Annotated in this window: 14 protein-coding genes; 2 read left to right on the top strand and 12 right to left on the bottom strand. The window is 66.0% G+C overall.

What is annotated here, in order from left to right; all coding sequences use genetic code 11:
• Positions 1-65: 65 nt before the first annotated feature.
• Positions 66-2453, bottom strand: a complete 2388-nt coding sequence (locus NG900_RS04580; protein WP_252677208.1) for a polysaccharide biosynthesis tyrosine autokinase — start codon at positions 2451-2453, stop codon at positions 66-68.
• Between the two features lie 51 nt (positions 2454-2504).
• The gene (locus NG900_RS04575) at positions 2505-4079 is read right to left on the bottom strand and encodes a mannose-1-phosphate guanylyltransferase/mannose-6-phosphate isomerase (protein ID WP_420804118.1); all 1575 of its coding nucleotides are present in this window, start codon (positions 4077-4079) and stop codon (positions 2505-2507) included.
• Positions 4080-4328: 249 nt separating this feature from the next.
• Here NG900_RS04575 and NG900_RS04570 point away from each other — a divergent pair, with 249 nt between their 5' ends.
• Positions 4329-5372: a DUF1839 family protein gene (locus NG900_RS04570; RefSeq protein WP_252677206.1), complete on the top strand. Its 1044-nt coding sequence runs from the start codon at positions 4329-4331 to the stop codon at positions 5370-5372.
• Between the two features lie 92 nt (positions 5373-5464).
• On the opposite strand, the gene NG900_RS04565 is transcribed toward NG900_RS04570, so the two are convergent.
• The 10 genes from NG900_RS04565 to NG900_RS04520 all read right to left on the bottom strand — a co-directional run bounded on the left by NG900_RS04565 (position 5465) and on the right by NG900_RS04520 (position 17673).
• The gene (locus tag NG900_RS04565) at positions 5465-6193 is read right to left on the bottom strand and encodes a Crp/Fnr family transcriptional regulator (protein ID WP_252677204.1); all 729 of its coding nucleotides are present in this window, start codon (positions 6191-6193) and stop codon (positions 5465-5467) included.
• Between the two features lie 421 nt (positions 6194-6614).
• On the bottom strand, positions 6615-9161 hold the full coding sequence (locus NG900_RS04560) for a glycoside hydrolase family 2 protein (RefSeq protein ID WP_252677202.1): 2547 nt from the start codon (positions 9159-9161) through the stop codon (positions 6615-6617).
• A complete protein-coding gene (locus NG900_RS04555; RefSeq protein ID WP_252677200.1) occupies positions 9158-10141 on the bottom strand; it encodes a DUF1839 family protein in 984 nt (327 codons plus the stop codon). The genes NG900_RS04560 and NG900_RS04555 overlap by 4 nt, the downstream gene beginning before the upstream one ends.
• The gene (locus NG900_RS04550) at positions 10142-11110 is read right to left on the bottom strand and encodes an amino acid--[acyl-carrier-protein] ligase (protein WP_252677198.1); all 969 of its coding nucleotides are present in this window, start codon (positions 11108-11110) and stop codon (positions 10142-10144) included.
• A gap of 11 nt (positions 11111-11121) precedes the next feature.
• On the bottom strand, positions 11122-12324 hold the full coding sequence (locus NG900_RS04545; RefSeq protein WP_252677196.1) for an acyl-CoA dehydrogenase family protein: 1203 nt from the start codon (positions 12322-12324) through the stop codon (positions 11122-11124).
• Positions 12321-12572 (bottom strand): acyl carrier protein, encoded by a 252-nt coding sequence (locus NG900_RS04540; RefSeq protein WP_252677194.1) that lies wholly within the window; start codon positions 12570-12572, stop codon positions 12321-12323. The genes NG900_RS04545 and NG900_RS04540 overlap by 4 nt, the downstream gene beginning before the upstream one ends.
• A 122-nt stretch (positions 12573-12694) precedes the next feature.
• Positions 12695-14098 (bottom strand): undecaprenyl-phosphate glucose phosphotransferase, encoded by a 1404-nt coding sequence (locus NG900_RS04535; protein WP_252677192.1) that lies wholly within the window; start codon positions 14096-14098, stop codon positions 12695-12697.
• A 113-nt stretch (positions 14099-14211) separates the two neighbouring features.
• A complete protein-coding gene (locus NG900_RS04530) occupies positions 14212-14892 on the bottom strand; it encodes a phosphatase PAP2 family protein (RefSeq protein WP_252677191.1) in 681 nt (226 codons plus the stop codon).
• Positions 14893-15062: 170 nt separating this feature from the next.
• A complete protein-coding gene (locus NG900_RS04525; RefSeq protein WP_252677189.1) occupies positions 15063-16865 on the bottom strand; it encodes a methyl-accepting chemotaxis protein in 1803 nt (600 codons plus the stop codon).
• Positions 16866-16956: 91 nt separating this feature from the next.
• The gene (locus tag NG900_RS04520) at positions 16957-17673 is read right to left on the bottom strand and encodes a glycine zipper 2TM domain-containing protein (RefSeq protein WP_252677187.1); all 717 of its coding nucleotides are present in this window, start codon (positions 17671-17673) and stop codon (positions 16957-16959) included.
• Positions 17674-17930: 257 nt separating this feature from the next.
• Here NG900_RS04520 and NG900_RS04515 point away from each other — a divergent pair, with 257 nt between their 5' ends.
• Complete coding sequence (locus NG900_RS04515) at positions 17931-18863, top strand: 2-hydroxyacid dehydrogenase (RefSeq protein WP_252677185.1); 933 nt, start codon at positions 17931-17933, stop codon at positions 18861-18863.
• The last annotated feature ends 26 nt before the right edge of the window (positions 18864-18889 follow it).

The raw sequence follows: 18889 nt of genomic DNA, 5'->3' as shown, positions 1-18889 counted from the left end.
TACCGTGCGTCCCAAGTGCTGCTTTGCCCGCGCAAACGCGAGGCGCGGGCGGGTACACCCAGGATCTATGCGTGGCCGCTCTCGGCAGCCACGGTACGTTCGAGCCTCGGCACCGGGGTGGCTGCCAGCGGCATGCCCAGATACGGATTCATGTTGCGATAGTCCGCCTGATTGCTGCGTCTGGGCCGCACGCCATTGAGAATGCCGCCCAGCATGCGCGCGTCGGCCCGGCCCAGGCGCTTGAGTGTTTCGTCCACCTGCGCCGGCAGCGTGGTATCCGCACGCAGCACCAGCAAGGTTGCGCCTGCCAGGTTGGCCACGAACGTCGCGTCGGCCACGGCCAGTACCGGAGACGTATCGAACAGCACCAGATCGAAACGCTCCTTGCATGCCTGCATGCAGGCCTCCATGGCCGGGTGCATCAGCAGCTCGGAAGGGTTGGTCGGGTGCGTGCCAGCCGGCAGCACCGACAGGCCGGGGACGACGGTGGGCTGCATGGCCTCCGACAGGGGCGCATGACCGGCCAGGACCTCGGCCAGCCCCACATCAGCCGGCAGGTCGAACCAGCTCGCCACCTTGCCCCTGCGCAGATCGGCATCCACCAGCAGCACGCGCTGGCCTGCCTCGGCAAACAGCACGGCCAGGTTCACCGAAACGAACGTCTTGCCGGCGCCCGCCGTCGGGCTGGTGATGGCCAGCACCTTGTCCCGCGTCCCGCGCAACGTGAAGTGCAACGCCGCACGCACGCTACGCAACTCCTCCACCGCCATCGAATGAGGCGCGTTGCGCGCGAGCAGGAACTGATCGTGCAGCCCGAGCCGCAGCAGGCGCTCTGCACTGTCGGGATCCTGTTCGTTGCTTCCGGCCCGTTCGCCATGGGTAACCACCGCGTGACCAGGGCCGGGGCGCTCCAGCAAGCCCGCCGCATTCAGTTGGCCGTACACCGAGTGCTGCCGCGCATCCACCAGGCGCTCCAGTTCCGCCTGCTCCTGGCTGAAGACGACGTCGCCGAGCATCGGCAACCCAAGCCGCAGTTCCGCATCGTTGACGGTATCCAGCGTCGGCTTCATGCGCTGACGCACGGTGATGCAGGCCATCGCCAGGCAGATCCCGATCAGCCCACCGCCGGATGTCATCGGCCACGGGCCCATGCCCACTGGCTGCACAGGCACCAGTGCGGCATCCAGCACGCGCACCTGCCCGGTGCGGTCGAGCTGCGACAGCGAAAGCTGCTCGGCCTTGTTGCGCAGGGTCATGTACATGTCTTCGGCGACCTTGACGTCGCGCGTCAACGCGACCGACTCCCGCTCCGTTGCCGGCATGCTCTGCAGGCGCGCATCCATGTCGCGGCGCTCGCGGATCATCTGTTGGATCTGGCTATCAACCGTCTTGACCTCGTTGGCCTCTTCGGTGAAGCGCTGCAGCAGCTTGGTGCGCTCCAGTTTGAGCAATGCGATCTGGCGCTGGTAGTCCATGCTGCCGGTCAGGTACGACTGCGCATCCTGGCTCGGTTGCATCGATCCGCTATGCGAGCGGTAACGCGTGAGCGCAGCTTCGGCACGCTCCAGTTCGGCCTTCACGCGCGGCATCTCGCTCAAAAGATAGGCCTGTGTCGCGGCTGTGTCGTCTCGCCGTTGTGCGGCCTGGGCGTCGATGAAGGACTGCGTGATGCCATTGACCAGCGCGGCCGCCACCGCGGCGTCCGGGCCCACCCACGCAATGCCCACCGTACCGGTGTTCTTGCTCCCTGTGTCGATGCGCAATGTGTCGGCCACCGAGTCGACGGTCTGCAGCAGGTCATGGCGGGTCACCGTGAACCGTGTGCCGGGACGCGCGTCGATGCGCGCCACAAGCATGCTGATACCGTTGGACTCTGCCTTGGTGCCCACTACGCCTTCCAGAAGCGGCCTGTCCTGATCCTCGATGCGATAGGCGTTGCCGGGCAACACCTCGAGTGTGAGCGGTACGTTGATCAGGCGTGCCGGCACGGTCAGTCTTTCCACGGCGATCTGCTCGCCGCCCCAGGCATAACCCAGGCTGGCAGGCCACGGACCCGCGAGCCTCCCGGGTGTGGCGAAGCGCGCGGCCATCGCCCCCAGAAACGGCGCCCGCACCGGTACGGCACTGATGTCGAGATGCAACCGCTCCACCACAGGCGCCACCACCGCGCGGCTGCGCAGCATGCCCGTATCGATCGACACGGCTGGCGACGCATTGCCTGCCGGCGAGGCCAAAGCTGCGACACGTTGCGCACCGCTCTCGCCCGGCTGAAGCACCTGAACCAACGCGCTGGCGCTGTAGACCTCGGGCCGGCCGATGGCGACGAGCCACGCAATGACAGCTCCGGCCACGCCAGCGCCAATGATCCAACCTGCGTGATCCAGCAATGCGCGCCGCGTACCACTGGCCGAGGGCATCATGTGCGCGGCGCCCCCGGCTCCTGCAAAGAACATGTTGTTCACCACGTCCCCCTTTTCCCTCAGCCAGCACTTCCCCATTGGGGTCTACTTGCGCCCGTAGTTGTCTTCAAACCTGACGATGTCGTCTTCGCACAGGTACGAGCCCGATTGCACTTCGATGATCTCCAGCGGCGTCTTGCCCGGGTTCTCCAGCCGATGCAGCGTCCCGATCGGGATGTAGGTCGACTGGTTCTCCGTCAGGATGCTGACGGTCTCACCGCAGGTCACCCGCGCGGTGCCGCGCACCACGACCCAGTGCTCGGCGCGGTGGTAGTGCATCTGCAGCGACAGGCTCGCACCCGGCTCGACGATGATGCGTTTGACCTGGAAGCGGTCTCCGTGGTCGATCGAGTCGTAGCAGCCCCAAGGGCGATGCACCTTGCGATGGTTGACCACCTCCGCGCCGTGCTCGGAGCGCAGGCGCTGCACGACGTTCTTCACGTCCTGCACATGGGCCTTGTCGACCACGAGCACCGCATCGGCTGTCTCCACCACCACCACGTCCTGCACACCAACGCACGCAATCAGCCGGCCTTCCGAGTGGGCCAGGCACGACGTCGCGCCATCGAAGAGCACGCGGCCGCGTCCGGCGTTGCCGGCGTTGTCCTTCACCGCGATATCCCAGATGGCCGCCCACGAGCCGACGTCAGACCACCCGGCATCAAGCGGCACGAGCATGCCCTGGATGCCCCGATTGCCGGTCAGCGCGTCGAGCTTTTCCATCACCGCGTAGTCGATCGAATCGGACGGGCATGCATCGAACGCCTCGCGCCCGACCCGATACACCTCGCCCTGGCCGGTGGCCTCTGTTGCCTCCCCGGCCTCGTAGGCGGCGCGGCATTGCTTGTAGATCTCGGGCTGCAACTGGCTCACGGCCTTGAGCCACACCGATGCGAGCACCACGAAGATGCCGCAGTTCCACCAGTACTCACCGCAATCCACATAGTGGCGGGCCAGTTCCAGATGCGGTTTTTCGACAAAGCGATCGATGACGAAGCCGCCGGGGTACACGGGCTCGGCCGCGCGGATGTAGCCGAAACCGGTTTCGGGCACGGTGGGCCGCACGCCAAGCGTGACGATCGCCCCGCGCTCGGCGTGCTGCACCGCCGTGGCAATGGCCTCCCGGAAGGCTTCGGTATCGGCCACGCTGTGGTCGGCCGGCGTGGCGACCAGAACTGCGTCGTCGCACGGGCCTGCGCAGGCCAGCGCGTGCAGCGCCGCCACGGTCAGCGCCGGAGCCGTATTGCGGCCGCACGGTTCAGACACGATGCGCGCGCGCTTGCCTTTGCGCTTGAGCATGTCCGCCACCATGAAGCGATGTTCCTCGCCGCACACCACGATCTGCGGCGCCTCCAGCGCGGCGGCGCGGCCCGTGCGGACGGCCACGCCTTCAAGGCGATGCGCCGTAGCTTCCAACAGCGTGTCGTCCGCCACCAGGTTGAGCAATTGCTTGGGATATTGCTCGCGCGACAACGGCCAGAGCCGCGTGCCGGAACCGCCCGCAAGAATCACGGGCTGCAGCATCGTCCGAACGGGCTTGGCGACGACCGGCGCGTCCTTGGCCATCGCCCGCACCGTGATCGACGGCAGGATCCTCTCCCGACTCCGTGTTCTCATCATGCCTCCTGCCACTGTGCAGACATGCGTCCGCAAGACGATTCAGGACAAATGCCCGGCTGGTACGCGCCAGTGTATGAACGTGCCCAAACAGCCATCTGTTCGATTCCGCACATGCTTGCCGGCGCGGTGCTTCTGTTGCCCACCGTACCGATGAACGCGGCGCGGGGAGGCTTCAATAGCAACGGCTGGGCCCGGACCGTTCACGACGCGCCGTGAACGGCAGGCGTGCGAATCTTGCGGAGAAACAACATGGAGCGGGGTACTGAATCTGTGCTGGGCACGCTCACCGGCGGTGGCGGATCGGCTGCCCTGGCCATCGCCACTGGCGCTCGGCCGGGCGAACTGCACGGCGAAGAAGCGATCTGGCAAGAGACCAACTGCTACATGGATCTGTGGATCGAACTGCTCTACGGCTGGGGGCTGGATCCGCGCGCGGCGCTGGCCTTCTCCGTGACACAGGATTTCGAGGGCGACCACTTCACGTTCTTCAAGTATCCGCAGGCCGACATCGAACAGCTCTACGGCACCATCGTCCAGGAGATGGCCGTCTACGACACGCTCGAAGCGCATGTCGCCGAACAGGTCGGACGCGGCCATACCGTGCTGGTCGAAGTGGACAGCTATTACCTGCCCGATACGCGGGCCACGGCCTACCGGCGCGGACACGTCAAGACCACGATCGCGATCGACCGCATCGACACAGCGGCGCAACGGCTGTCGTACTACCACAGCGTCGGTTACTACACGGTCGACGGCGAGGACTATCGCGGGCTCATGCGGCTCGAGCCGGCGTTGCGCGACAACGGCGATCTGCTGTTCCCGTATGCCGAATGCGCCAAGCGCGTGCGACCGCCGCTGCAGGGTGTGGCCCTGTCGGATGCGGTGGTGTCGCAGATGCGCCGGCATCTGGGCCGGCGTCCGCAGCGCAATCCGGTGTCTCGGTGGCGGGAGGTGTTTGGCGACCAGGTCAGCCATGTTCTGGTGCGCGGCGATGCCTACTTCCACCACTATGGTTTCAATCTCCCGCGCCAGCTCGGCGCCAATTTCGAGATGCTCGGCCACTGCCTGACGTGGCTGGGCGAGCATGGGCACCACGTGCCCGCCTCGGCCACCAGCGGCGCAGCGACGATCGCGTCGGAGACCAAGGTGGTGCAGTTCCGGCTGGCGCGCGCAGTCGCTCGTGGCCGGCCAGACCTGTGCACGGAGACGCTCGGCACGCTGGAAGCCGCCTACGACGAGGTCATCGATGGATTGCTGCACACGTTCGGCAGCGTGGATCCGGTGCATGGTTAACTGGCACTTCATCTGAGCCCCACTCGGCCCGCTCAATGGAGAAGGCCGGCGCGCATTGCACACCGGCCTTCACCCCTTCCCCGTACAACGCTTTAAACGTGGACTTCGGCCAGCGCAGGCAGCAGGCGGTCATACTCGCGCTTGACCAGCTTGTAGCACTCGCAGGAATGCCGCTCCAGGCCGGAGCGATCGAGCACGGTGATGTGCCCCCGGCTGTGGTGGATCAGCCCCAGGTCTTCCAGCTTGCCCGCTGCTTCGGTCACGCCTTCGCGGCGCACGCCGAGCATATTGGCAATCACCTGCTGCGTGATCACCAGTTCGTTGGAGCTCATGCGGTCAATGGCGAGCAACAGCCAGCGGCAAAGCTGCTCGTTCAATGAGTGATGGCGATTGCAGGCGGCCGTCTGCGCGATCTGCGTAAGCACAGCCTGCACGTAGAGCAGTGTCACGCGCTGCAGCGCGGGCAGGTGGCTCAATTCGGAGCGCAGTACCCGCGCCGGAATGCGATACGCGAAGCCGGGGCTGCGCACCTCGACGCGGCTCGGCATCGTTTCGCCGCCGGTCACCACCGGAATGCCGACCAGGCCTTCATTGCCGACTTCCGCAAACTCCACGGTCGCGCCATCTTCGAGCAACGACAGCAGTGACACGACGGACGTGGTCGGAAAGTAGACGTGGACGATGCGCTGACCCGAATCAGTCAGCAACTCGCCCGCACGCAGGCGAACGAGTTCGAAGTATTGTGAAAGCGCCTCCCATTCCTGACGCGGCAACGTGTAGAGCAAGTGATTGACGTGCAAGTCCGACCGATTCGTGACCATGTTGGTACCCCTCCCTCTCACCCCAAAGCGGCGCCGATACACACCGCACAGGAATCCTGCCTGCACAAGGACGCGTGGCCCGATTCGCCGCGCCATCTCCGGACGAGATGGCTGGCGAAGGCCAGCAGCCTTGCCGCTGTCACCCGTTATGCCCACCAGGACTGCTTCTTGGCTTGTTCTGTTCTTGTTCTGTTCTTGTTCTGTTCTTGTTCTGTTGTTGGATTTATTAAGTGCCATACCGCACAGAACCGACAGTGGGCTAACGGTTGGGTTGGTTGGTCATGCTTTGGTAGGTTGGATGGAGGAAAACGGAGGACCTGCGCGATGCAGCAAACGACGGAGACGCGCAAGATCTGAGCAACGCCAGCCGCGCCCGCGTTGGGCCGGCGGGCAGCCCGAGGGAACATCGCATGGGCGGAGGTCAGCCGTCGTAGCTAACCGAACGGTGGGCGTTGAGCGCGGAAACTTCGCCCGAAGGGATGGCGTTGGCACCTGCCGCACCGGGCGCCTCGTGCATCAGGCGTAAGCGACGTGATTCGCCGGGCCCGAGGTGGAACCAATCAGCCTCCGGCCGGAAGGCGTGGTCGTCGATATGGACCCAGCGTGCGAAGCGCTGCGTGCTGACCGTGAGCCACCACGCATCGTCCTCGTGCGCCACGCTGGCGCGCAGTCCAGGCTCGCACAGCGCGGCGGCGCGCCGATCCGGCAGGTACACCGACTGGCTGATCAACGCCTTGTCTTCGCCAGCCTGATGCAGCGTGGCGATGACGACGTCATGCGCAGGCGGACCGAACCGGTACGCATAGGTGAAATCGAAGAAGTGATCGAGCATGTCCGCCGCCACGAGCCGGCGCGTCTCGCGGGGCGCCAGCGTCAGCGTTTGTGCGGCCTGTTCCGCCACGGCTTCACCATCACGCAGGCAGCGCAACGTGACGAGTACGGTGCACGGCAGCGCGGTTTCGTTGATCACGTGCACATGGAGCCCGTTCAGCCCCTCGTCCGTCAGGATGACCTGCAGCGGCTGCCACACCTGGCGCAAGGCATGCCAGGCGGACTTCGGCCGCGCGTGGGCGTCGACGATGCCCCACCCGGCACCAGGCATCAGGTCCTGCAGTTGCCAGACCAATCCACCTTGGCACGTGGAACCGGCGCGGCGCCATTCCCCGAAGACGTCGGTCATGATCTCGGCCACTACGGCTCGTGACAGCGTCAGGTAGCGTGCGGGCTGTTCGTATCGCAGCCTTGGCGGGTCCACGTCGTAGAGCGCGCGCAGGTAGAAGTCGCGGATGTCCTCGAAATCCCACGGCGCGCCAGCGTCGCGTGGCACGCGGGCCTTCCAGCGCGGGTCGTGCAGCGGCTGGGACAGCCCCGCCTCGGCCAGCGTGCGCGCACACGGCACGTTGGCAAAGGCCAGGCACTCCGATGTAAAGCGGACCTTGGCCAGGCGCGCATCCGAGAGCGGGCGCTGGTAGGCACCCACCCCGTAGTAGTGGCTGACACCGGTATCCGGCTGGAACGGCCACGCACCCTCGCTCGGTGAATTGCGCACGTAGACCACGTCGGGCCGGTACTCACGCACCAGTGAAGGAATCAGCTCGTCGAACAGTGGCTGCCGCCACGCGTGGCGCGGCACGCCCATCATCGCGGCCTGCTGTTCGGCTTCGCTGCCGCCGCACAGCACTGCCAGACTGGCGTGGGCGCGTGTGGACGTCAGCCATTGCGTCACCTCGCGCGCCGCGTCATCCATCAGGGCCGCATTGGTGGTGGCGTCGCTCCCATAGTCGAAATTGGCAAACATGAAGTCCTGCCACACCATCAGGCCCAGCGCATCGCACTGCCGATAGAACGCCTCGCCCGGGTAGCACGTGACACCGCTGACACGCACCATGTTTGCGCCGGCATCGCGCGCAAGCTGCAGCCAGCGCATCACGGCCTCGTCTGTATCTGCCAGGCCAAGCAGATCGTGGCTCGAGACACAAGCGCCGCGGCAGAATACGCGCTCGCCGTTGACACGCAACGCGAACGCACCGGGCTCGCCGTCGCGGTCCTCAACGATCGTGCGAAAGCCCGTGTGGCCGCAGGCGATCACCTGCCCGCCGACACTGGCATCAATGCGATACAGCGCCGTGTCGCCGTGCGTGTGTGGCCACCAGCGCTGCGCATGGGCGACGCGCAGCGTACCGGCCAGCGTATGCGCATCGGTACGCCGCAGCTCGTCACGCCAGATTGCATTGTCCGGGCCAGTCGCCGAAAACGTGCCCGCTGCGGGCAGCGCTCCGGGAAAATGGAGCTGCAACACCACCTCGCCGTCCTCGCCATCGAGACGGCTCGACAGCTCGGCACGCGCGCCATGCGTGATGTCGGCACCCACCGGATCAAGCAGTTCGATATCGCGCCACGGCCCGACCGCATGCACCGTCGGACACCAGCCCGGCATGTGGCCCAGCAGCGTGGTGCGCACAGCGCGCAGCGTCGGCGGAACGATCATGCGCGGCTTCCAGCGAACCGGCCCGCGCTGCGACCGCAGCCACGGATGCATGGCGCGAAAACAGATGTACAGCACGTTGTTGCCGGCGAGCTCCACATCGACCTGATGCGCGGCAAACATGTGCCGCACGGTCAGCACCTTTGCGCCGTTCAGCCAGACCTCGGCCAGCGTGGCCAGGCCATTGAAACGCAGCAACCGGCGCCCGCTGCCCAGGAACTGCAGCCGGTACCAGAAATCGTACTGATGCAGCGGCAGCGGCGCTGCGTCATCCCAGCGGCCGGCAGTCCGCAGTGCGCTCGCCACCGTGCCCGGCACGATCGCCGGCAGCCAGGGGCCGCTGTCGGAGAGTTCGCCGGGATGCGCGACGGCGTTGGCAGGGGTCTGCAGGAGCGTCCAGTCACCTTCGAGCCTGGCGTTACCGACAGACACGCCGGGGCACGGAACGCGTTGAAGGGCCACTTCCGGATCGCGCGCCGTCATGTGACGGTCTCTCCAAAGTGCGCGGCAAGCGCGGGGACCGTTCCCTGATAGGTCAGCTCGAGTTGCTCCAGGCAATCCTGGCATCCGTCCGGCTTATGGCTCATCACGGCGCGCATCAGACGGAACTGCATCACCATTGCTTCGGAAGCCATCGTGTAGCAGGCTTCGGCGACGGTGTCGGGCAGGACCTGACCGTTCATCACGAGCCAGCGCACGTAGCGGCCCATCAACTCGAAATTGGCACCGAGCTGGCGCAGCACGCTCGCCGCATAGACCTGGAAATTCGGTTCGCCGCGCGCCATCAGCTGCTCAAGGTGGGCGGGAAAGGCAGCGCGAAATGCCTCGATCGGGTTCTTACGCGGACGTCGCGCCAAGTGGCCGCGCAGCAGGTCGATCGACGCGCGCAGCAGCGCATCGCCCGCCAGCGCGTCAAAGCGGCGGCGCACGACCTCCGCCTGCGGGAACGACGTGGCGCTCCACGACATATCGCCACCGGATGCACGGAAAATGGACGCATAGTCGCCGCCGCTGGCCGTGTGATAGCCGTCGTGGTGGTAGTAGCCCACGGCCGTGGCCTCCGGCACCAGCACATCGATCGCGATGCACGAGCGGGCATGCTGCCTGCGGTATCCGCCCGGGGGCGCCGGCAACTGGTAGTTGTCGACCTCCAGCAGCACGACATTGCCGCGGTTGGTCTGCGCGGCCACGTGGGCCTCGAGCCTGCCGTACGTCGCGAGCTCGTCCTTCACGATGCCGTAGAGCAACTCCAGATCGGCCGACGGAATATTCGACGAAGTGAACTGGTCGCCCACGAAATCCAATGTGACGGTGAACGGCAATGCGGCAATGGGTTCGAGCTCCCAGCCATGCAGCAGCTCGACCCACAGGTCGATATGGCGGTTGGCGTGCGACCACACGGGGTTGCCCCCGTGCAGCGCATAGACTCCACCGCGCGTGCGTGCCTTGCCGTCCCCGTACATTTACACGTCTCCGAGCGTATCCCGCACCCCCTGAGGCCAGTTTGCGGGATCGAGCCCATGGTGCTTGAGCAATGCCAGCACCAGCCGTTCGATGCCGAAGCCGACGCAGCCCGTGTGTGCGGTGCTGCCATCCTCCAGCGCGATGTGCCACAGTGAACCGAAGTGGTCCATGTGGTAGTTGAAGCTCATGCAGGCCGTGGGCGGCGCTCCGTCATTGACCGGGATCAGCAGCTCGAACTTGAGCTTTTGCTCGCGCTGGCTGTCCGCCACGATCTTGCCGCCGCGGCCAAAGAACGGGTCATTGGCAATGTCCACCTCCAGCGGAAGCTGCAGGTCGCGGCCCAGCTGCTGTCCGCGCTCCATCCAGAGCTGGCGGAACGCCACGATGCGTTCGGGCGAACCCAGGCAGACGTACTCGCGCTGGCGGAACAGCTGCATGCGCGTCGGCTCCAGCGACGGCTCGTGCCGGTAGCAGTAGGACAGCACATCCACCACCTTCCCGGCCTGGGGCAGCGGGCCGCGTTTCGCGATGACCGGATAGATGGGGTAGCAGGCTGCGGGGGTCAGCACAAGGCCCGTGGGCTCTTGCTGGTCAGTCCAGTCCTGCTTGTCTTCGAGCCGTGCCAGCAGCCGGCGATGCGCCCGCTCGTCACCGCAGAAGCTATGGATCGTGCCCGCGAGTTGCGGAAAGCTGTTGAGGTACTCGCTCGTCTCGAAATCCGTCTGGCCCAGGGCCGGCGGAAAACGCAGCACTTCGGCCTGCTGGTCCACACCGATCCGCGTGATGACGGCGTTCAGGGCGTCGGCAATGCCCTCGAATACCGCACTGCGGCCGTACAAGCCGCGTACGCCGGTTTCGATCAGCAGCCCCGCAGCCAGCAGCGACTCGAGATACGTTGGCGGCAGTGCGGCCGGACTGGCCGCCGCGCCGCCGGCCGGGCGTTCCTCTGTAAGCACGTGCGCATCCATGGATGCCTCCTTCAGGAGCGATCGGCCAGCAGCAGGTTGGCTGTGTTGGTCTGGATGCGATCGTTGTTGATCATCAGCGGCGCCGACCACAGATCCCGCAGGTGGCGGCCAAGGCTGAACGGCGTGCCCTGCTTGTAGCCGGCCATCCCGCACACCAGCAGTGCCTGCTGCACGGCCTCAAGCGCCATCGTCGACATGGCGGTCTTCAAGCCGTTCATCTCGGCGGCCAGGGCAAACGCGGCCGACACCGAAGCGCCCGCATGGCGGCTGCGCTGGTGCGCCAACGCCAGGTCGAGACGCCCTTCCATCATTTGCAGCATGCTCACCGCCTCCGCCACACGCGGCGCAGAAGGCGGCAACTGCCCAGGGCGCGCACGCGCCTGGCCCTGGAAGAACGTCTTGGCACGCGATACCGCATCGCTAGCGATGCCAAGCCACAGCGAGCTCCACAGGATGTGCGAGACCGGCGTCATGGTGGCATCCGCAATTTCGCCAAACGGTACCGGCAGCACTTGATCCACCTGCCCCGTGGCCTCCAGCCGGAAGCCGTTGCTGCAGGTGCCGCGCATGCCGAGCGTGTCCCACGCCGTGGGATTCTGCAGCGTGTAGTCGGCCTTCAGCGCGCAAACCAGGACCTGATCGGAGGGCGACGCATCCGCATGCCGGCGCGCGGTGATCATGATGGCGTCGGCATGGGCGCCGTAGGAGATCGTGGGCGCCATCTTCAGCACATGGAAGCGATCACCCTCCACGTTGACTGCGCAACCGCTGCTGCGCAGCGCGCCGCCAATTGCCTCCTCGGACGTCGCGGACGCCAGCAGCAGCTGCTCGCTGGCAAGCCGGGCGAGCATCTGCTGGTGCCACGGGCTTCCGGCGCCATGGTCGAGCATGCACGCCACCTGGATCTGGTGCATCGCGTAGATCATGGCCGTGGAAGCGCACGACTCGCCCAGCACCTTGCAGATCGACGCGACCGTCGCCAGCGTTGCGCCGCTGCCACCGAGTACGGCTGGCACCATCGCACCGAGCAAACCGCGCTCGCGCAGCACCTCGAACGCCTCGTGCGGGAACCGTGCTTCCTGGTCGACCGCATCGGCAAAGCGCTGCGCCACCGTTGCCGCTTCGCGCGCGGCGGCCAGCAATGCATCACCGGCCATGGCGGTGCCGGTATCGGAATTCGCATGCGCCAGCGTGACCTTCGCTCCGGAGTTCATGCTGCCTCCTGCCGTTCGCGAATGGTTTGGACAGCCGCCGCCAGTGAGTCAACGCTGCGGAACAGCTGGCGCGTCAGCATCTGATCAGGGATCTCGATATCGAAGGCATTTTCCAGCGCGAGCATCACGTGCACGGTCGCCAGCGACGACAGCCCCGCCGCATAGAGATCGTCATTGTCCGCCAGGGAGGCCAGTGGCACGTCAAGCCGGGCCACTTCCCCCAGGATGTTGCGGATGGTCTCTTTCATGTGTGATCTCCGTTTGCGTTGACGGGCTCCATTGCAATGGGTTTTTGGTGGTCCGCTCGGTGCGATATCCCACCAAACCGCGCACCCATCCATGGGCCGATGCGCGTGATGACGCCTGTGCTTCAGTAGGCGGAGGCGCCAGTCCAGCCGTGCAGCGCCGTGCGCAAAATGATCCGAAGGTCGAGCACGAATGACCAGTGCTGGATGTAATAGATGTCGAACTGGATGCGCTTGCGCATCTTCTCGACCGTGTCTGTCTGGCCGCGCAAGCCGTTGATCTGTGCCCAGCCCGTGATGCCCGGCTTGACGCGATGACGCAGCATGTAGCGGTCGATCAGCTCCTTGTAGATCGCGTTGTGTTCCATCGCGTGCGGACGTGGGCCGACCACCGACATCTCGCCGCGCAGCACATTGATGAACTGCGGCAGTTCATCCAGGCTGGTACGGCGCAGGAACGCACCGACGCGTGTCACGCGCGTATCGCCAGGCACGGCCTGAAGCACGCCGTCCTCCTGGTGCACACGCATGGTGCGGAACTTGAGCACGTCGAACGGCTGCCCATCGATCCCCAGCCGCTGCTGCCGGAACAGCACCGGGCCCGGCGACGTCCATTTCACCAGCAAGGCGATCGTCAACAGCAGCGGGCTCAGGCCGATCAGCACCGCGCATGAGAACACGCGGTCAAAGCTGGCCTTGAGCAGCCCCGTGATGCCCGATACGGGCGGGGCATTCAGGTCGATAACCGGCAAACCCATGAATTCGCTGAAGCGATGACCGAGCAGCTCGACCGAGGACACGTCGGGCACCCAGCGGATGTCGATCAGCTCATTGCGAAACTGGCGCACGACGCTGGACAGGTCGCGGCACGCTGCCATCGGGAGCGTCAGCCAGATTTCGCGCACACCCTGGTTGTGCACGAACACAGTGACTTCCTCCATCGTGCGCAGCGGCACGACATCGGACGGAATGGTGGCCGACGTCTCATCGTAGATGCCCACCACGCGGTAACCGGTGCCGCGGAACCGGTGCACGCGCAGGTACATCTCGCGGCCCAGCGGCCCGTAGCCGAAAATCAATACGCGCTTGGCGTTGATGCCCTGCTCGCGCACATTGGCCAGCATGCGGAACATGACGACGCGCGCCGCAGCCAAAGCCAGTGCGGCGCTGACAAACCAGCCCATCGACCAGACACGCGAGACGATGGCGATCTGGTGAATCAGAAACGTGCCCAGCAGGCCGGTGATGAAGACCGTGGTCCATGCGGCCCAGATGCGCAGGATCAGTACCGCACGACTGCGCCCGCGCCACGAGTCGTAGATGCCGAATGCGGGAAACACCACCAGCGCGCCCAACGCGCACAGCATGGTCAAGAAGCCGTGCACCGGCGCTTCTTCGCGAATCCCGCCGGGAAAATGGAGCGCACCCACGGCCACGCCGGCCGCGCCGATCAGCAGCGCATCGCCGAGTCTGTAGAGGTAATGAAGCGCCGTGCGCCGCTCAGCGGCAACGTTCCAGTTCGATGCCATGACCGCCCCAAAGCCCTTGCGGGAACCTTATCGCAGTCATGGTTGCGCAGCTGTCGCGGGGCGTCTGTGGGCGGGCGCACAAAGCGCCCCGTGGGACTAAGGCAACGCGCCGATCAGCTGTGGCAGAGGCGCGCCGCACATGCCGAACGTGTCGCCGCACCGGCCGTGCATGTCCTGCAACCGGGCACGAACGTCCATTCGCCGCGCTGGTAAAGGCGATCGCGGCCGGAGAGAAAGGTGGCAAGGTCCTGGACCCAACCATGGGTGGCCCCAGCCACACCACCGACGGGCAAAGCCATCAGCATGGCCAGTACCGCCGAGGCAATCAGCATGGCCTTGGGCCCACGGGGCATCGCGCGGCGCATGATGAACGGCATGCTGACACAGAGCCCCAGCGCCAAGCCGCTTACGACTTCCGATACCGAATGCGCATGCAGCGCAAGCCGTGACACCCCCACGGCCAGCGCCAGCAACATGCCCGCTGCAGCCGCCAACAGGCCCAACCTGGGATACCGCGATGGCACCGCAAGATAGCCGAGCACAGGCAAGATCGACGACGCCATCATCGCGTGACCCGAGACTCCCGTGAAATCGAACGCTTCGCTGCCAATGCCCCAGCCCATGAACGCCAGCTTGGAAGCCAGTACGGCGAGGGCTGTCACGGAAAACGCCAGCAGCCAGTGGCGTGCGCTCTCAGCCGCGCCACGCCAGCGCAGCCACGCGTACAGAAATGCAGCGCAGGGCAGCAGAAAGGCGGATTCCCCAAAGAAGCTAATCAGTTCCCAGCGACTCATGATCCGTTGGCATGGCATCGATAGCCGGAGGCTCGGCAAGCGGGAGCGTAGCACCGGCCGGCGGCCGTTTCCAATCCGCCAATCAATGCATGGAGGCAGCCGATGGCCCGCAGAAACACAAAGCCGCGCACGAGGCGCGGCTTGTCAGCGGGAATGTGCATGCCTGGGCGTCAGAACTGTTCCCAGTCGTCCGCATCGTTAGTGGCCGCAGCCAGGGCAAGCTTGCCGGGCTTGGGCTCAGCTGCCGCGACAGGCGCCACGCTCGGTGCGGCCGGTTTGACCGGCGCGGCAATGGGCTTGCGCGCCACGCGCGCCGTTGCGACTGTCGGCTTGCGCGCTGCAGGCTTGGCCACCGGGCTCGGAACAGCAGGCGCTGCCTTCTGCGCCGTCGCTGCCGCAGCCGGCACTGGCTCGGCATGTGACCCTGCCGGCGGCAGGCGGAACGATGCCACCGCCTCGCGCAGCACGCCGGCTTGCTCTTCGAGCGATTGCGCAGCGGCCGCAGCTTGTTCGACCAGCGCCGCGTTTTGCTGCGTCACTTCGTCCATCTGCGTGACGGCTTGGTTGACCTGCTCAATACCGCTGCTCTGCTCTTCCGACGCCGCGCTGATCTCGCCCATGATGTCGGTCACGCGCTTGACGGCCACCACCACTTCGTCGATCACCGCGCCGGCTTCGGTCACCAGCGTCGAACCGTTTTCGACACGGCCCACGGAATCGCTGATGAGCGCCTTGATCTCCTTGGCCGCCGTGGCTGAGCGCTGTGCCAGGCTGCGCACTTCCCCCGCCACCACGGCAAAACCACGGCCCTGCTCGCCGGCGCGTGCGGCCTCTACCGCCGCGTTCAGCGCAAGGATGTTGGTCTGGAATGCAATGCCCTCAATCACGCCGATGATGTCGGCAATCTTCTTGCTGCTGTCGTTGATGCCCGACATGGTCTCGATGACGCGGCCCACGACCTCGCCGCCCTTGACCGCAATGTCGGATGCGCTGCCGGCTAACTGGCTGGCCTGACGCGCGTTGTCGGCGTTCTGTTTCACGATGCTGGTGAGCTCTTCCATGCTCGACGCGGTTTCTTCGAGCGACGAGGCCTGCTCTTCCGTGCGTTGCGACAGGTCCATGTTGCCGGCCGCAATCTGCTTGGTGGCGCTGGCGATGGATTCGCTGCCGCCGCGCATCGTCTCGATGGTGCGGATCAGGCCACGTTGCATGTCGATGAGGCCGCGGGTCAGCGCGCCCATTTCGTCCTGGCTGGTGACAGTGATGCGCTCGGTCAGGTTGCCGTTCGAGATCGCGCTGAAGTAGCCCAGCATGTTGGACAGCGGCACCGAGATCGCGCGGTGCAGGCCAAAGGCGCAGCCCAGCGCCGCGCCAATGCCCACCACGATGGCGCCGATGATCAGCATGAGGAATGCGTGAGAACGCGCCACCGCACCTTGGTACGCAGCTTTGGCCTGTTCGACCTGGTTGCGGTCCAGTGCATCCGCAGCGGCGGACAGCGCCACCGACAGCGGCGGAATCGTGTTCATCACCACCTTGTCAGCGGCGGCGGCATCGCGGGCGCGCAACGCGTTCATCAACGGCTCGATGCCGTCGCGGAACAGCGCGGTGCGCTTGGTCTCCATGTCTGCCGCCAGGCGGGCTTCCTCGGCGCTCATGGGTAGCGTCTTGTATTGCTTCCAGGCATCGTCGGACTTGGCGCGGTAGCCATTGGCCTTGTCGAGGATGGCCGGCACGTCAGCCGCATCCGGGTGGAAGACAGCGCGGTCGAGCGTGGTACGCACGATGGCCGCGTTCAGCTGCGACTTGCCCACCAGCGAGGTGGAGGCGAGCTGATTCGTATAGATGTCGTTGATGTTTGCGTCGGACGCGCGCATCCCGATCACGCCGATGGTGCCGGTAGCGGCCAGCAGTACGGCAAGCAGCGCCAGGGCTGCGTTGAGTCGGAAACGGATGGAAAGTCGATTCAGCATGGGAATGGGCAGCGGGTTGTATCGCTACCTCTTTATCGGTTGGCCCGCGCGCTTTCTGAAGCGCGCGGGCAGCCCCCATGCCGGGATGTGGCTAGTACGGCACTGCCATGTTGTTCTCAATGCGCGCACGGTCGCCCGCGCGCAGGCCGTTCGGGTTGTTCTGCGTGAGTGTGACGCGGGAGTTGTCGTTCAGGCGCATCGTCACGCGATAGGTCTGGCCGACCACGTTGTTGCCTTCCACTGCATTGCCTGCCATGGCACCCGCCACCGCGCCGCCGATGGTAGCCACGGTGTTGCCACGCCCGCCGCCCACCTGATGGCCCAGCAAGCCGCCCACTACGCCGCCGAGCACGGCGCCGACGCCGCTCGGTTGGCCGCGCACGGGCACGGCCTCGACATATTCAACCACGCCGTAGCGGTTGTCGGCCGGCGCCTGATAGGCCTGGTCGCCACTATTCGGGTACGGCGAATAGTTGGGCTGCGAGTAGGCCGGCTGCGGCTGCGAATATGCCGGCACCGGCTGTTGCGGATAGGGCTGTTGCGGATACGGTTGCTGCGCGTTCGGGTCGTAGCTGCCGTAGCCGTTGCTGTAGGTGGTGTCATACCCGCTGCTGTACGTCGTGGGGCCGACGCTGTTGCTGTAGGTACTGCTGGCTGCGGCGTAGCCCGCACCATAGCCTGCGCCGTAGCCGGTGTACGGCGGCGCGGTCACGCAGCCCGTCAGCCCCGCTGCCACGGCAGCCAATGCCGCCAAAGACGCCCACCGCGCTGCGCGCTCTGCGCGGCCTGACCTGTTCGTTGCTTGCATGATGAATCCCGTCTTGTGAACGAGGCGTCTGGGCCGGACCGGAGTTCAGTCCCGCAGCCTGCGGCCATGCGCCTCTTGCCGCAAAGTCTATGCCCCGCCGCGATCGGCCCGTGCAACCAAATCTGCTCATCGGTAACGGGGTGTAACCGCACACCGGCCAGGGCCACCATCAATGCGCCGATCTCGCGCGCTATCATCGCCGGGCGCTGTGCGAAGCACCTCTGCTGACAAGACGCGGCCACCCGCTCCTCCTCACCATGCAACCGACACTGCTGATCCTCATCGCGATGACGCCCGACAACGTGGCCCAGATCGCGCAACACTTCCACGTCATCCACGCCCCGACCCGCGCCGAGCGCGATGCCGCCATCACCCGCCACGGAGACGACGTGCGCATCGTGCTCACAAATGGTGCCACCGGCCTGACTGCCGAAGAGATCGCGGCCCTGCCCAAACTGGAGCTCGCCTGCGCGCTGGGGGCCGGCTATGAAAACATCGACGTGGAAGCCGCCCGCGCGCGCGGCGTGGCGGTGGCCAACGGCGCCGGCACCAACGACGCCTGCGTGGCCGACCACGCCTTCGGCCTGTTGCTGGCCGCGGCGCGCGGCATTCCCAAGCTGGACCGCGCCACGCGTAACGGCGTCTGGCGTGACGACATTCCGCTGCAGCCCGGTGTGAACGGCAAGCGTCTGGGCATTGTTGGCCTGGGCACCATCGGCCTGCAGATCGCACGCCGCGCCGCGGGCTTCGACATGCAGATCGGCTATCACAACCGCAAGCCGCGCGAGGAGGTGAGCTATCGCTACTTCGACACGCTCCAAGACATGGCCGAGTGGGCGGATTTCCTGATCGTCGCCACGCCGGGCGGCGCGCAGACGAAGCACCTCGTCAACCAGACGATCCTGGAAGCGCTGGGCCCGAACGGTTATGTCGTGAACATCGCGCGCGGCAGCGTGGTGGATACGGCAGCGCTGGAAACGGCCATCCGTGCAGGCAAGCTCGGCGGCGCGGGGCTAGATGTGTATGAGAGCGAACCCAAGCCGCCGGCCGGGCTGTTGGACCTAGAGCAGGTCGTGCTGACGCCGCACATTGCCGGCTGGTCGCCGGAATCGGTGCAGGCCACGGTGGACCGCTTTCTGGAGAACGCCCGCGGGCACCTGGCGGGCACAGGGGTGGTGTCCCCAGTCTAAGCACGCGCTCAGGCCGGGAACGGGTC

Origin of the sequence: Ralstonia soli, from assembly GCF_023955655.1 — a bacterium.
Taxonomy (GTDB): domain Bacteria; phylum Pseudomonadota; class Gammaproteobacteria; order Burkholderiales; family Burkholderiaceae; genus Ralstonia; species Ralstonia soli.
The sequence above is the reverse complement of the archived record's forward strand: the minus strand, read 5'-3'. Positions and strand labels throughout refer to the sequence as shown.